At 71.1% G+C, this 14,864-nt stretch carries 14 protein-coding genes; 8 read left to right on the plus strand and 6 right to left on the minus strand.

The features are described from left to right. Positions 1-2: 2 nt before the first annotated feature. On the plus strand, positions 3-584 hold the full coding sequence (locus tag AQI88_RS04215; protein WP_066992058.1) for an HD domain-containing protein: 582 nt from the start codon (positions 3-5) through the stop codon (positions 582-584). A gap of 269 nt (positions 585-853) precedes the next feature. On the opposite strand, the gene AQI88_RS04220 is transcribed toward AQI88_RS04215, so the two are convergent. After that, on the minus strand, positions 854-2,017 hold the full coding sequence (locus AQI88_RS04220) for a hypothetical protein (RefSeq protein ID WP_066992061.1): 1,164 nt from the start codon (positions 2,015-2,017) through the stop codon (positions 854-856). Continuing rightward, positions 2,014-2,955, minus strand: a complete 942-nt coding sequence (locus AQI88_RS04225; RefSeq protein WP_066992064.1) for a 5-dehydro-4-deoxyglucarate dehydratase — start codon at positions 2,953-2,955, stop codon at positions 2,014-2,016. The genes AQI88_RS04220 and AQI88_RS04225 overlap by 4 nt, the downstream gene beginning before the upstream one ends. A 223-nt stretch (positions 2,956-3,178) precedes the next feature. Here AQI88_RS04225 and AQI88_RS04230 point away from each other — a divergent pair, with 223 nt between their 5' ends. The 7 genes from AQI88_RS04230 to AQI88_RS04260 all read left to right on the plus strand — a co-directional run bounded on the left by AQI88_RS04230 (position 3,179) and on the right by AQI88_RS04260 (position 10,496). Next, positions 3,179-4,003 (plus strand): NAD-dependent epimerase/dehydratase family protein, encoded by an 825-nt coding sequence (locus tag AQI88_RS04230; RefSeq protein WP_066992067.1) that lies wholly within the window; start codon positions 3,179-3,181, stop codon positions 4,001-4,003. Positions 4,004-4,269: 266 nt separating this feature from the next. Further along, positions 4,270-5,037: a DeoR/GlpR family DNA-binding transcription regulator gene (locus AQI88_RS04235; protein WP_066992070.1), complete on the plus strand. Its 768-nt coding sequence runs from the start codon at positions 4,270-4,272 to the stop codon at positions 5,035-5,037. 93 nt (positions 5,038-5,130) lie between these two features. After that, on the plus strand, positions 5,131-6,501 hold the full coding sequence (locus AQI88_RS04240) for an ABC transporter substrate-binding protein (RefSeq protein WP_066992073.1): 1,371 nt from the start codon (positions 5,131-5,133) through the stop codon (positions 6,499-6,501). After that, positions 6,498-7,436 (plus strand): carbohydrate ABC transporter permease, encoded by a 939-nt coding sequence (locus tag AQI88_RS04245; protein ID WP_066992076.1) that lies wholly within the window; start codon positions 6,498-6,500, stop codon positions 7,434-7,436. The genes AQI88_RS04240 and AQI88_RS04245 overlap by 4 nt, the downstream gene beginning before the upstream one ends. Further along, positions 7,433-8,272 (plus strand): carbohydrate ABC transporter permease, encoded by an 840-nt coding sequence (locus AQI88_RS04250; protein ID WP_066992080.1) that lies wholly within the window; start codon positions 7,433-7,435, stop codon positions 8,270-8,272. Before AQI88_RS04245 ends, AQI88_RS04250 begins: the two co-directional genes overlap by 4 nt. Beyond that, positions 8,269-9,258 (plus strand): zinc-dependent alcohol dehydrogenase family protein, encoded by a 990-nt coding sequence (locus AQI88_RS04255; RefSeq protein WP_066992082.1) that lies wholly within the window; start codon positions 8,269-8,271, stop codon positions 9,256-9,258. The genes AQI88_RS04250 and AQI88_RS04255 overlap by 4 nt, the downstream gene beginning before the upstream one ends. Before the next feature lie 71 nt (positions 9,259-9,329). Next, positions 9,330-10,496 (plus strand): TerD family protein, encoded by a 1,167-nt coding sequence (locus AQI88_RS04260; protein WP_066992085.1) that lies wholly within the window; start codon positions 9,330-9,332, stop codon positions 10,494-10,496. A 92-nt stretch (positions 10,497-10,588) separates the two neighbouring features. Here AQI88_RS04260 and AQI88_RS04265 read toward each other — a convergent pair whose 3' ends face one another. The 4 genes from AQI88_RS04265 to AQI88_RS04280 all read right to left on the minus strand — a co-directional run bounded on the left by AQI88_RS04265 (position 10,589) and on the right by AQI88_RS04280 (position 14,622). Further along, the gene (locus AQI88_RS04265) at positions 10,589-11,155 is read right to left on the minus strand and encodes a TetR/AcrR family transcriptional regulator (RefSeq protein ID WP_066992089.1); all 567 of its coding nucleotides are present in this window, start codon (positions 11,153-11,155) and stop codon (positions 10,589-10,591) included. A gap of 75 nt (positions 11,156-11,230) precedes the next feature. Next, entirely contained in the window at positions 11,231-12,241 is a 1,011-nt protein-coding gene (locus tag AQI88_RS04270) for a 1-aminocyclopropane-1-carboxylate deaminase (protein WP_066993626.1), read from the minus strand. A 56-nt stretch (positions 12,242-12,297) separates the two neighbouring features. Next, positions 12,298-12,945 carry a GntR family transcriptional regulator gene (locus AQI88_RS04275; protein ID WP_066992092.1) on the minus strand — a complete coding sequence of 216 codons (648 nt, stop codon included), beginning with the start codon at positions 12,943-12,945 and terminating at the stop codon, positions 12,298-12,300. A 93-nt stretch (positions 12,946-13,038) separates the two neighbouring features. After that, positions 13,039-14,622, minus strand: coding sequence for a TROVE domain-containing protein (locus AQI88_RS04280; RefSeq protein ID WP_066992095.1), 1,584 nt, complete (start codon positions 14,620-14,622; stop codon positions 13,039-13,041). Between the last annotated feature and the right edge of the window lie 242 nt (positions 14,623-14,864).

Below are 14,864 nucleotides of genomic sequence, written 5' to 3' on the forward strand. Positions count from 1 at the left end.
CAGTGGGTGACCAGGATTTGGCGGACGTGGCCCACTTCCTGTGGGAGGCAGGCACGCTGAAGTCGGCACGCAGGACGGGCTGGTGGATGGCAGGCGTGCGGGACCCCGAGAGCGTCGCCGAGCACGCGTGGCGTACGTCGGTCATCGCCTCGGTCATCGCAACCCTTGAGGGCGCTGATGCCGCGCGCGCCGCGCACTTGGCGGTATGGCACGACTCGCAGGAGACGCGCACGGGCGACGTGAACCACCTGGGGAAGAAGTACGCCGCCCCTGGCGACCCCGAGGCTGTGACCGAGGACCAGACGGCCGGGATGCCGGAGGTACTACGCACCGCTGTGCGCGCCGTCGTAGCCGAGTACGAGGCGAAGGAGACATCCGAGGCCATCTGTGCGCGCGACGCGGACAAGCTGGAGTGCATGTTGCAGGGTCTTGAGTACAAGGCGCAGGGGTACAGCTCGGCTCAGCGATGGATCGACAACAGCCGGGCCCGAATCGTCACGGAGTCCGGACAGCGGCTGGCTGATGAGCTGCTGGCCCAAGAGCCCCTCGCCTGGCTGCGCGCAGTCATGCGTGAGAAGAACTGACCCAGACGCCACGCAAGCGGCCCCGTCCCCGGAGGAGAGGCGGGGCCGCGATCACGGGGTGGGCGTGACGTCGAGGGACTTCTGCAGGTCGTCCAGGCTCTTCCGACTGTCGTCCAGGTCGTCGCCGAGGCTGTCCAGGTCCGAGGGGGTCGGCGCTGTTGGCGCTTCTTGGAATTTCAGAGAGCCTCAACAGTCGAACTGGCCGGCCCCGGGCTGCTGCTGCCCCTGTACGGCCTGGCGCTGCTCTTGACGGCCGCCGCGCTCGTGGCTCAGCGCGCGGTGAGCGCCTCGCGCACCGCCGCGAGGTCCCCGTCCGATGCCAACCCGGCGTGATAGAGCCGCAGTTCCGTCGCTCCCTCGGCACGCGCGCGTGCCGCGTCCGCCGCGAGCGTGCCGGGGCTGCCGCCCATCCCGGAGACCACGGTGAAGTGGGCAGCCAGGACCGTCTGCTCGCGTGCCTGCTCGGCGAAGGGCGCCAGCAGGGCCGTACCGCCCGTGCACGGCACCACCACGCCGTCCGCGACGGAGAGGACGTGGGCGGGGTCCACGCCGGCGTTGGCGCCGCAGTGGTACGGCACCGGGTCCGCGTGCAGCAGGACCTGGAAGCCGTCGGGTGCGGCGGTGCGTACGGCGGTGACGGCCTCCTCCTGGAGGGTGCGGGCGGTGGTGTCGCGCCACGCGCGCGTGGCGGCCGCCGTGTCCTCCCCGAGGAGTTTTTCGGCCGTCGGCCAGCCGCCGTCGTCCGCCGCGCCCCGCCACAGCGGCTCCAGCGCGGTCCGTACGGCGGCCGCCAGCTCGTCCGCGTCGAGGCCCCCTTCGCCGTAGCCGGTGCGGCAGGCAGGGCAGAAGCAGAGCGACATCAGGTACTGCCCTGCGTCCCCGAGGCCGACCCCGGAGGTCTTGTCGTGGGCGTGCAGGTGCTGGAGCCCGTACCAGCCGAGGGACTCCAGTTCGGTGCCGTGCGCGCCGGGGCGTACGGCGGCCTCGGCGGCCAGGTCGGTCAGGTACGCGCGCGTGGCGGGCTGGGCGATGCAGGGCGCCCACGGGTAGCGGTCGCCGTAGGCGTTGACGACCGAGGTGTCCGGATGTTCGGCGCCCAGGCGGGAGTTGTGCGCGAGGACGACCCAGGTGTGCACCTCCAGGCCGGCCGCCGCGAGCGCCTCGGCGGCCTCGCCGTAGGCGTTTCCCGGGGCCCAGCGGCCGGCGGGGTACGGTCGCAGGCCGCGGCCCGCCCAGCGGTTGCCGACGGGGTACAGCGCGGCCGCGTACTCGGCGGTGACGATGCGGTGGCGGGGGTGCCGGGGGGTCAGGGCGCGGGTGGAGTGGTAGGCGGAGGCGAGGGTCGCCTGCCGGACGCCGAGTGCGGCGATGCGGGCGGGGGCCTCGGGGTCCCCGTTGACGTCCCAGGGGTAGACGAACGCCGACGCCTTCACGCGCCCTCCTCCAGCAGCGCGTGTCCCCGCTCGATCAGCTGGGCGAGCTGTTTGACGTGGTCCTCGCCCGGCTCGTGCAGCGGGGGCCGGACCTCGCCCACGTCCAGGCCGCGCAGCCGTACGCCCGCCTTGACGAGCGAGACGGCGTAGCCGCGGCCCTGGGCGCGCAGTTCCACGAAGGGGCCGTAGAAGCCGTCCAGGAGGCGGCGCACGGTGTCCTGGTCGCCCGCCTGAAGGGCCCGGTGGAAGGCGAGGGCGATCTCGGGGGCGAAGCAGAAGACGGCCGAGGAGTAGAGGGTGATGCCGAGGGCGCGGTAGGCGAGCTGGGTCTGCTCGGCGGTGGGCAGGCCGTTGAAGTACAGGAAGTCGCCGGGGACTTCGGTGCGCACGGCGCTGACGATCCGCTGCATCAGGTCGAGGTCGCCGAGGCCGTCCTTGAGACCGATGACGCCGTCGGTGCGGGCGAGTGCGGCCACCGTCTGCGGGGTGAAGACGGCGTTGTCGCGCTGGTAGACGATGACCGGCAGGGCGGTGGCCGCGGCGACCTCCCGGTAGTGCCGCAGCAGGCCCTCCTGGCCGGCGAGGACGAGGTACGGCGGCATGGCGAGGAGCCCGTCGGCGCCCGCGTCCTCGGCCAGCCGCGCGTAGCGGACGGCGAGCGCGGTGCCGTAGCCGGCGCCCGCGATCACCGGGACGCGTCCCTCGGCCGCCTCGACGGCCGCCCGGACGCAGGCCTCGAACTCCTCCGGCAGCAGCGCGTGGAACTCCCCGGTGCCGCAGCAGGCGAACACGGCGGCGGCGCCGGCTGCGACGCCGCGGCGCACGTGGGTGCGGTAGACGTCCAGGTCGAGGGAGCCGTCGGGGCCGTAGGCCGTGACGGGGAAGAAGAGGGGCCCGCTCGGGTCGCGGAGCCGGGCGGCGAGAGGGGCTGGCGTCACGAGCGCTCCCTGTCGGTACATGTTTCTGATCGGCGTCTATATTTCTGAACGACTTCACGCTACGGGCCCGCCTCGGGGCGGGTCAAGCGGGCAAACCCACAACACAGCAACGGATTTCCCCACTCCACGGCACACTTGACTAGATCTGCCGCCGCTCCCTAGCGTGTCCATGAATGTGAATCCCGTCCATGCATGCGGCCGCTGCTTGCCAAGGAGATCGAGGATGCCCGCTCCCCGCACCGTTCTGCTCACCGGCGCCGCCGGCGGGCTCGGCACCCTGATGCGGTCCCTGCTGCCGGAGTACGGCTACACGCTGCGCCTGTTCGACGTGCGGCCCATCGAGGACGCGCCGGAGGCGATCACCGCGGACCTCACCGACAAGGAGGCGCTGCGCGAAGCGGTGCGGGGCGTGGACGCGGTCCTCCACCTCGCGGGCATCTCCCTGGAGGCGCCCTTCGAGAAGATCCTGAGGTCGAACATCGAAGGCACCTACAACCTCTACGAGGCCGCCCGCCTCGAAGGCGTGCCCCGGATCGTCTTCGCCTCCTCCAACCACGCCGTCGGCTTCACCCCGGCCCCGCGCGCGGGCACACCCCTTGATCCGAGCGCGCTGATCCCGATCGACACCCCGCACCGCCCGGACACCTTCTACGGCCTGTCCAAGTGCTTCGGCGAGGACCTCGCCCAGCTCTACTGGGACAAGCACGGCCTGGAGACCGTCTCCGTACGCATCGGCTCCTGCTTCCCGGAGCCGACCGGCGTGCGCATGCTCTCGGTGTGGATGAGCCCGGCCGACGGCGCCCGCCTCTTCCACGCGGCCCTGACCGCCGAGGAGGTCGGTCACACGGTCGTCCACGGCTCCTCGGCCAACACCCGCCTGTGGTGGGACCTCACGAGCGCGCGGGCGCTCGGCTACGAGCCGCAGGACGACTCCGAGCCGTACGCCGAGAAGCTGATCGCCGAGCAGGGCGAGCTGGACCCGGAGAACCCGGCCCACAGCCACCTGGGCGGGCACTTCGTCAGCGACCCGCCGATCTGGCCGTACTGACCATCCGCTCGGCGGCGGAAAACGATCGCTCACGGCGGCGGGCGGGCACCGAACGGGCCCGCCCGCGCCGCATTCGGGCATCCGGGCCGCCCGCTCCCACCCCCTCACCCGGCAGCCGTGCAGGTCCGAGGCGGGCACACCGCTCGGCAAACGGGCCCACACGGGCAGTATCGGGCGCCCAACAGACCTGGTCAGCGCCGCGCACCCGCTGTAGAACTTCCCCCATGGGCCCGAACGGGCAGCTCCACAGGGAAGTGGGTGACGAGATGAGCAGGACGGCGGAAGAACGCCAGCGCGAGATCGTGCGGGCCGCACGGGCCACCGGCTCGGTCGACGTCACCGCGCTCGCCGTCGAGCTGGGCGTGGCCAAGGAGACCATCCGGCGCGATCTGCGCGCCCTGGAGGACCACGGACTGGTCCGCCGTACGCACGGCGGCGCCTGTCCGGTCGAGAGCGCCGGTTTTGAAACGACGCTCGCCTTCCGCGCCACCAGCCACGTCCCGGAGAAGCGCCGGATCGCGGCCGCCGCGGCCGAGCTGCTCGGCGACGCGGAGTCGGTCTTCGTGGACGAGGGCTTCACCCCGCAGCTCATCGCCGAGGCCCTGCCGACGGACCGGCCGCTGACCGTGGTCACGGCGTCGCTCCCGGTCGCGGGCGCGCTCGCCGAGGCCGAGAACATCACGGTCCTGCTCCTCGGCGGGCGGGTCCGGGCCGGCACGCTGGCCACCGTCGACCACTGGACGACGAAGATGCTGGCCGGATTCGTCGTCGACCTCGCCTACATCGGGGCCAACGGCATCTCCCGCGAACACGGCCTCACCACCCCCGACCCCGCGGTCAGCGAGGTGAAGGCCCAGGCCATCCGTGCCGCACGGCGCACCGTGTTCGCGGGTGTGCACACCAAGTTCGGAGCGGTCAGCTTCTGCCGGTTCGCGGAGGTCGGCGCGCTGGAGGCGATCGTCACGAGCGCACAGCTTCCGGCGGCCGAGGCCCATCGCTACTCCCTGCTGGGCCCACAGGTCATCCGGGTCTGAAAACCAAACTCACTCCCCTAGTAGCTCTTCACACCGTGCAGTGCCCCATATCTCCCGATACATCCAGTATCCCGATACATCCAGGAGCGATCCATGCGCATCCCGAGCCGACGGAGGCCGCGAGCCACGCTCGCCATGGCCGCCGCAGGGACGCTGCTCGCCCCGCTGCTCTCCGGCTGCTGGGTCGGTGCGGGCGGGACCGGTTCCGGCGGCGACTCCATCAATGTGCTGATGGTCAACAACCCCCAGATGGCCGAGTTGCAGAAGCTGACCGCCGCGCACTTCACGAAGGAGACCGGCATCAACGTCAACTTCACCGTCCTGCCCGAGAACGACGTCCGCGACAAGATCAGCCAGGACTTCGCCAACCAGGCGGGCCAGTACGACGTCGCCACGCTGTCCAACTACGAGATACCGATCTACGCCCGCAACGGCTGGCTGCACGAGATGAACTCGTACACCGCCAGGGACCCGGCCTACGACGAGCAGGACGTCCTCAGGCCCATGCGCCAGTCCCTCACCGGCGACGACGGCAAGCTCTACGGGCAGCCCTTCTACGGCGAGTCGTCCTTCCTGATGTACCGCAAGGACGTGTTCGCCGCGAAGGGCCTGACGATGCCGGCGCACCCCACCTGGCAGCAGGTCGCCGGCCTCGCCGCGAAGGCGGACGGCGCACAGCCTGGCATGAAGGGCATCTGCCTGCGCGGACTGCCCGGCTGGGGCGAGCTGATGGCACCGCTCACCACCGTCGTGAACACCTTCGGCGGCACCTGGTTCGACAAGGACTGGAAGGCCCGCCTGGACTCCCCCGAGTTCGAGAAGGCGACAAAGTTCTATGTCGATCTCGTCCGCGGCCACGGCGAGTCGGGCGCGGCCCAGTCCGGCTTCGCCGAGTGCCTCAACGACATGACGCAGAGCAAGGTCGCCATGTGGTACGACGCCACCTCCGCGGCCGGTCTGCTGGAGGCGGCCGGCTCCCCGGTCAAGGGCAAGCTCGGCTACGCGCCCGCCCCCGTCGAGAAGACGAACTCCTCCGGCTGGCTCTACACCTGGGCCTGGGGCATCCAGAAGGCCTCCCGCAACCCCGACAAGGCCTGGAAGTTCGTCTCCTGGGCGTCCGGCAAGGGCTATGAGCAACTGGTCGGCGAGACCAGCGGCTGGCCCGACGTCCCGGCGGGCAAGCGGGCCTCGACGTACACGAACGCCGACTACCGCAAGTCGGCCGCCGCCTTCCAGGAGATGACCAAGGAGGCCATCGAGAGCGCCCGCCCGGACGACCCCGGCGTGCAGCCGCGCCCCGCGCCCGGCATCCAGTTCGTCGGCATCCCCGAGTTCACCGACCTCGGCACCAAGGTCTCCCAGGAGATCAGCGCGGCCATCGCCGGACGCCAGTCCGCCGGCTCGGCCCTCAAGAAGTCCCAGCAGCTCGCCGAGAAGATCTCCAAGGAGTACGAGGGACGATGACAGCGACGACAACGGCTCCCCTCACGGCCACCCCCGTAAGAACCATGAAACAACCCTCGGCCCGGCTGCGCGCCTGGGCCACCCGGGGCCCGCTCCTCCCGGCCCTCGTCTTCATGATCGTGGTGACCCAGCTGCCGTTCGTGGCCACGCTGGTGATCTCCTTCTTCGACTGGAACGCCCTCTACCCCAAGGCCCGCCGCTTCACCGGCCTCGACAACTACCGCCAGGTGCTGACCGACGCGGACCTGCGCCACTCGGTGTGGACGACCGTGCTGCTCACGGTGGCGGTGGTGCTGGCCAGCCTGGTCCTCGGCCTGGCGCTGGCCCTGCTGCTGGACCGCAGGTTCCGCGGCCGGGGTGTCGTGCGCACCCTGCTCATCGCCCCGTTCCTGGTGGTGCCCGTGGCCGCGGCCCTGCTCTGGAAGCATGTGCTCTACAACCCCGAATACGGCCTGTTCAATGGGTTGTTGCACTATGTGGGCGGCCCACAGCCGGACTGGATCTCGCACACCCCGCTGCTCGCGGTCGAGGCCTCCCTGGTGTGGCAGTGGACGCCGTTCATGATGCTGATCCTGCTGGCCGGGCTGCAGAGCCGCGACCAGCAGCAGATGGAGGCCGCGCGGGTCGACGGCGCGAGCGGCTGGCAGATCTTCCGCTACCTCACCCTGCCCCACCTGCGCCGCTACCTCGAACTCGGCGCCCTGCTGGGCTCGATCTACATCGTGCAGAACTTCGACGCGGTGTTCACGATCACCTCCGGCGGCCTCGGCACCGCCAACCTGCCCTACACCGTCTACCAGAGCTTCTACCAGGCCCACGAGAACGGCCTCGCCTCGGCCGCCGGCGTCCTGGTGGTCATCGGTTCCATCGTCATCGCGACCTTCGCCCTGCGCGTGGTGTCGTCCCTGTTCCGCGAGGAGGTGTCCCGCGCATGAGCACAACAATCCTGCGGATACGCAGAGGCACCGGCCTGGGCCTGGTGGCCTGGCTGGCCGGGATCGTCTTCTTCCTGCCCCTCGCATGGATGGCCCTGACCTCCTTCCACTCCGAGACGGACGCGGGGACCAACCCGCCCTCCTTCACCGCCTCCCTCACCCTGGACGGCTACCGCGAGTTCTTCGGCACGGGCGGCGGGGCGAGCCCGTGGCCCGCGCTGATCAACTCCACGGTGGCCTCGGTGGTCTCGACGGTCTGCGTGCTGCTCCTCGCCCTCCCGGCGGCGTACGCGCTGTCCATCCGCCCGGTGAAGAAATGGACGGACGTCCTGTTCTTCTTCCTGTCCACGAAGATGCTGCCGGTCGTGGCGGGCCTGCTGCCGATCTACCTGTTCGCCAAGAACGCCGGAATGCTCGACAACATCTGGCTGCTCGTCATCCTCTACACCTCCATGAACCTGCCGATCGCGGTGTGGATGATGCAGTCCTTCCTCGCCGAGGTGCCGATCGCCGTCATCGAGGCGGCGCGGGTGGACGGAGCCCGGCTGCCGACGATCCTCGCGCGCGTGGTGGCCCCGATCGCCCTGCCCGGCATCGCCGCCACGGCCCTGATCTGTTTCATCTTCAGCTGGAACGAACTGCTGTTCGCCCGAGTGCTGACGGGCGTGGTCGCCGAGACCGCCCCCGTGTTCCTGACCGGCTTCATCACCAGCCAGGGCCTGTTCCTGGCCAAGGTGTGCGCCGCGTCGCTCGTCATCTCCCTGCCGGTGCTCGCCGCGGGGTTCGCCGCCCAGGACAAGCTGGTCCAGGGCCTGTCGTTGGGAGCTGTGAAATGAAGGCCGCCGTCATCGAGTCCGTGGGCCGCGCCGTCGTCACCGAGGTCCCGGACCCGACACCGGGGCCCCGCGAGGTCGTCGTGGAGGTGGCCGCCTGCGGCCTGTGCGGCACCGATCTGCACATCCTGCAGGGCGAGTTCGCACCCAAGCTGCCGATCGTCCCCGGGCACGAGTTCGCGGGCGAGGTGGTCGGGGTCGGCACCCAGGTCACGGAGCTCGCGGTCGGCGACCGGGTGGCCGTGGACCCCTCCCTGTACTGCTACGAGTGCCGTCACTGCCGTACCGGCCACAACAACCTGTGCGAGCGGTGGGCCGCGATCGGCGTGACGACGGCGGGCGGGGCGGCCCGGTACGCGGTGGCCCCCGTGGCGAACTGCGTGAAGCTGCCCGAGCACGTGCGCACCCAGGACGCGGCCCTGGTGGAGCCGCTGTCCTGCGCGGTACGCGGCTACGACGTCCTGCGCTCCCGGCTCGGCTCCCACGTCCTGATCTACGGCTCCGGGACCATGGGCCTGATGATGCTGGAGCTGGCCAAGCGCACGGGCGCCGCGAGCGTGGACGTGGTCGACGTCAACCCCGCGCGCCTGCAGACGACCCGCCGCCTCGGCGTCTCACGCGCGGCGGCCGGCGCGGACGAACTGGACCGCCCGCAGGGCTGGGACGTGGTCGTGGACGCGACGGGCAACGCGGCGGCGATCCAGGACGGCCTGGACCGGGTGGCGAAGGCGGGCACGTTCCTCCAGTTCGGGGTGGCCGACTACGCGACCCGCGTGACGATCGACCCGTACCGCATCTACAACCAGGAGATCACCATCACCGGTTCGATGGCGGTGCTGCACAGCTTCGAGCGGGCGGCCGAGCTGTTCGCGAACGGGGTGCTGGACCCGGAGGTGTTCATCAGCGACCGGATCCCGCTGGAGCGGTACCCCGAGGCGCTGGAGCAGTTCGCGTCGGGGGTGGGGCGGAAGATCGTGGTGGTGCCCTGAGCCGATCGGGGGTCGCCTCGTCGGTAAGGGAACGGTAAAGCGGTGTCGTTCGTTCACCCGCCATGACCGCTATGACCCCAGGCTCGAACATCCCTCTGGCGACCGCCCGTGTGACGGTGGACGTCTCCGCGCCGGTGCGGCTCGACGTGTCGGGCCTGTTGCTCACCGCCGACGGCAAGGTGCGCTCCGACGACGACTTCATCTTCTACAACCAGCCCGCCGGACCGGGCGTGACGTACACGTCCGGCGGCGGTGCGGCGCCCGACGCGATCACGGTCGACACCGCCGCGGTGCCGCCGGACATCGAGAAGATCGTGGTCACGGCCAGCCCGGACGCGGCCGGCCAGACCTTCCAGGGCATCGAGCCGACGGCCACGATCCGGGACGCGGACGGCGGCTCGGTCCTGTCCACGTTCACACCGCCGCAGCTCGGCACGGAGACGGCACTGGTGATCGTGGAGATCTACCGGCGAGGCGGCGCATGGAAGGCCCGCGCCGTCGGCCAGGGGTACGCCGACGGACTGGCCGGCATCGCGACGGACTTCGGCGTGACGGTGGAGGAGCCGGCCGCCGCACCGGCGGCCCCGCCGGCGCCCGCCGCACAGGCACCGGTCACACCGCCCGCCCCGGCTGCTCCGCCCGCCCCGGCGCCCGGCGCCGGGAAGATCAACCTGGACAAGGGCCGGGTCAGCCTCAAGAAGAACCAGACCGTGTCCCTGGTCAAGGGCGGCCGCCCGCTGCTCTCCGTGGTGCAGATGGGCCTGGGCTGGGAGCCCGCGTTCCGCGGCAAGGACATCGACCTGGACGCCTCGGTCATCGCCTACGGCCCGCAGCGCAACGTCATCGACAGCTGCTACTTCGGCAAGCTGACGATCCTGAACGGCGCGATCAAGCACTCGGGTGACAACCTCACCGGTGAGGGCGGGGGCGACGACGAGGTGATCACGGTCGACCTCGGCCGCCTCCCCCAGGAGGTCACCGGCCTGGTCTTCACGGTCAACTCCTTCTCCGGCCAGAAGTTCACGGAGGTCGCCAAGGCCTACTGCCGCCTGGTGGACGCGGCCACGGGAGAGGAACTGGTCCGCTTCGACCTCACCACCGCCGAGCCGCAGACGGGCGTGATGATGGCCAAGCTCGTCCGGCAGTTCTCCGGCGAGTGGGACATGACGGCGATGGGCGAGTTCGTGAAGGCGCGGACGGTTCGGAACATGGTGGATCCGGGGGCACGGGCGCTGTAACCCACTGAGCTGCGGGCAGTCGTGCCTCTCCCAGTGCCTTAAGGGCCTGGGGGGACCCCCGGACGGCACGACTGCCCGCAGCTACGCGGCTGCTAGGGTCGCAGCCCCTCCGTCAGCAGCGACAGGAACCGCCGGATCTCCCGCCCCTGCCCATGCGCCAGCTCCGAAGCCGTGGCCACCCCGTGCGCCAGCCGCAGCACCTCGATCGGCTCCACGTCGGCCCGCAGGGCCCCCTCCGCCTGGGCCGCCTCCACCAGCCGCGTCGCCGCGCCCTGCACCGACGTGCCGCACGCCGTGCTCGCGGCCGAGCTGCCGTCCGTGACCGCCGAGCCCAGCAGGGACTTCATCCCCCGCACCTGGATCGTGGCGACGCACACCTCGTTCAGCCACTCCATCAGCGCCTCGCCCGGCGGCAGCTCCGCCGCCAGCTCGTCGGCCCGCGTCCCGAGCGCCTCGAGCCGGTCCACGTATGCCGCCTCCAGCAGCGCCTGCCGCGTGGGGAAGTGCCGGTAGAGCGTGCCCGAGCCGACGCCCGCCCGCTTGGCGATGTCGTCGAGTGACGCGTTCTCCCCATGCTCGGCGAAGGCCTCCGCCGCGACCTTCAGCAATCGCTCGTAGTTGCGCCGAGCGTCCGCGCGCATGGGCCTGACCTGCGTCATCCAGTTACTCCTTGCAGACCGGGGCCTCTCTCCGCATTTTATCGACTGTTCGGCCCGCTGCGGCGCCCGGAACGTCTAGAACAGTGCGCTGTAGGCATTGAGTGCGGGCTGTCCGCCGAGGTGGGCGTAGAGCACCGTCGCGTCCGCGCCGATCTCGCCGCGCCGGACGAGGTCGACCAGCCCGGCCATGGACTTCCCCTCGTAGACGGGGTCGGTGACCATGCCCTCCGTCCGCGCGGCGAGCCGCATGGCCTCCAGGGTGGCCGCATCGGGGATGCCGTAGGTCCCCGCGTGGTACCGCTCGTCCAGCTCGACGGTCATCTCTCCCTTCACTCCGATGAGTTGACCGGTGGCGTGGGCGATCCGGGCGATCTGCTCGCGGGTGCGGGCGGGCTCGGCCGAGGCGTCGATGCCGAGCACCCGGCGCGGCCGCCCGCCCGCCTCCTCCAGAGAGCGGAACCCGGCGACCATGCCCGCCTGGGTGGAACCGGTCACCGAGCACACGATCACCGTGTCGAAGAAGACGCCCAACTCCTGCTCCTGCTCGGCGACTTCACAGGCCCAGCGGGCGAAGCCGAGGCCGCCGAGCGGGTGGTCGGAGGCGCCGGCCGGGATGGGGTACGGCTTCCCGCCCGCGTCCTCGACATCCCGCAGCGCCTGCTCCCAGCTCTCCTTGAACCCGATTCCGAACCCGGCCCGCACCAGCCGTACCTCGGCCCCGGCGAGCCGGCTGATCAGGATGTTGCCGACCTTGTCGTACACGGAGTCCCGCCACTCCACCCAGCTCTCCTGCACCAGCACGCACTTGAGCCCGGCACGAGCCGCGACGGCGGCGACCTGGCGGGTGTGGTTGGACTGCACCCCGCCGATCGACACCAGCGTGTCGCAACCCTGCGCGAGCGCGTCGGCGACCAGGTACTCCAGCTTGCGGGTCTTGTTCCCGCCGTAGGCGATCCCGGAGTTGCAGTCCTCCCGCTTGGCCCACAGGGCGGCACCGCCGAGATGGGCGGTCAGGCGCTCCAGGGGGTGGACCGGGGAGGGACCGAAGAGCAGCGGGTAACGCTCGAAGGAGGACAAGGAGGACAAGGAGGACAAGAAAGACGAGGAAGACAGGGACACGGGACCTCCTGGGTCGGGCGGAGTCAGTCGGGGTCGGCCAGGTCCGCGAGCGTGCGCCAGATGTCGGCCGTGACCCGGACGGCACCGTCCACGTCACCGTCGGCACAGGCCTCGATCAGCCGCTCGTGCAGCCCCGCCGAGCGGCACGAGCCGCCCTCCCCGAAGCGCTGCCGTTCCAGGCGTCGGATGAGCGGGGTGTAGCGGGCGACGGTCGCGGCGGCGGCGCGGTTGCCGCTCGCCCGGACCAGGACGTCGTGCAGTTCGTCGTCGGCACGCAGGGCCTCGTCCACGTCACCCGCCCGTACGGCGGCGGCGAAGCGGTCATTGGCGGCGCGCATCCCGGCCAGGTCCGCGTCTCGCAGCCGGGGGACGGCGCCCCGGGTGACCAGCTCGTGCATGGCGCCGACCACGGCCGCCGCGTCCCGTACGTCGGCGGCAACGAGCGGGGTGACCCGGGTGTAGCTCTGCGGCTTGCTCTCCAGCAGCCCCTCGTCCACGAGCCGCGCGAAGGCCTCGCGCACGGGGGCACGGGACAGCCCCAGCCGCTCGGCGAGGTCGGCGTCGCGCACCACCGCGCCGGGCTCGATCTCCCCGGCCACGATGGCGTCCCGGATCGCCGCGTAGGCACGGTCCCGGAGCAGGGTGCGGGGGACGGGGCGTAGAGTCTCCACGAACTGAAATGTTAGATATCAGATCGAGGGCAGGCAAGGGTGTGGCCCGCACCCCCCGTAGAAGTGCGGGCCACGATCAGGGCCGGACGCGGGTCAGGCCGCCCACGGCCAGTCGGCGTCACGAGCGGATTCGAGCAGCGGCACCATCCGGAAAGCCGAGTCCGAAAGACCGCCGAACGTGTGCCGGTTCCCCGTGCCCGACGGTCCGTGGCCCGCCCGGTAACCCTCCAGGTTCCAGGTGTAGACCGGGACATGGGCCGGGATCTGGGCGGTCGGGTCGCCGTGCTGGTGCGGGGTGTACTGCTCGTCGGTGACGATCAGCACCCGGTCGTGCTTCTTGTAGTGTCGGCGCACCGCCTCGGTGGTGTCGGTGCCGCCCAGGTTGCCGAAGCGCTCCAGGAGCTTCAGCACCGACTCGCCCTTGCGGAAGTCCACCTTCGCGCTGGTCGAGCCGAACTCGACCAGGTCGGCGTCCGCCGCCCGCAGCGCGAGCGCGGAGCCGAAGATCGCCGCCGCGTCGGCCCGGGTGAGCTGCGCGCGCTCGGACACCTGCGACCAGAACATCGAGCCCGACCGGTCGACCAGCACCAGCGTGCGGCCCGTCAGCGCGGGCACGTTGGCCAGCGAGTGGCCGAGCGCCTGCTCCAGCGGGTACGCCCAGCGCAGCGAGGGTGCGTGCCGGTACGCGGCCAGGTAGCGGAACGGGAACTGCCGCGAGCGCGCCACCTGCTCCGGGTCGCCGATCCTCGCCGCGACCCGGGCTGCGACCTCGTCCGAGACACCCGCCTCGTCGAAGTTCCGCAGGTTACGGACCAGCGCCATCGCCCCCATGGACGGGATCACGGCCTCCCAGGCCGCCTTGTCCATCGGGCCCTGGAGCCACCCGGCCAGCGCCTCCCAGGTGATGCCGGCCGCCGCGAGCCGCTCGGCACCGCCGGGCGCGGTGACGACCGCCCGCCGCTGGTCGATGGGCAGCGACATCAGCTCGCGCTGCGCGGTGAGCACCGGGAGGGACGCGGGCGGCACGGCGGTGTCCGGGTTGTGCCGCCGGTCGAGGGCGTACCGGAACAGCTCGCCCTGCCACGGCTTGTCCGCATCCGGCGCCGCGTGCACCAGGTTGAGGATGTCGCCGAAGCGGTAGCCCTTGGACGCGGTGTCGTACTTGAGCAGCGACTTGGCGTGGTACAGGCGTCGTACGGCGTCGGCGACTCCGCGCTTGACCGGCTTGGGGATCGCGCGGCCGTACGTCGCCGTCCAGTAGGCGAGCAGCTCGCCGGGCTCGTCCGGGCGCTGGAGTACGGAGTCCACGACCTGCCGGTTGGACGGGCCGTCGGTGGCGCCCGCCATCAGCCGAGCGTGCACGTACTCGGCGGCGCCCACGATCGAGGCCGTCCGCATGTTGCCCTCGCCGCGCAGCCAGCCGAGCAGGCCGGCCGTCCAGTCCGGGTCGCTGACGGCGAGGTCGCGGACGAGGCGGGTGAAGCGGTCGTCGCGGTCGTCGCCGCTCTCGTAGAAGGTGTTCTGCGAGACGAAGTTGGAGACCGCGAGGAGGAAAAGTTCGGAGCGGGGATCGCGCTCCTGGCCCCGGCCGCCCTCGTAGGTCCGCAGGATGCGGCCCGTCGACGTCACCGCCGACTTCAGCTGCGCCTTGGCGGTACGCGTGTTGAATCGCGCCATGGTGAATTCCCCCGAATTCGTTTGCGTTTCGGAGGGAGGCACAGCAAATGGAGGGTGTCCGAGATCGGGAGTCGGCGGCGGACTTAGTCAGATGCTCTATCCATTGAGCTACACCGACCCGAAGTCGATGACGGGAGTCGAACCCGCAACCTTCTGATCCCATTGAAGTAACCGCTGCCTGCGCACCGGACACCCACCATGTGCTGCGCCTCCCGAGATCAATTCGGCGGCGGTCATGGGTT

Source organism: Streptomyces cellostaticus, from assembly GCF_001513965.1.
Taxonomy (GTDB): Bacteria; Actinomycetota; Actinomycetes; order Streptomycetales; family Streptomycetaceae; genus Streptomyces; species Streptomyces cellostaticus.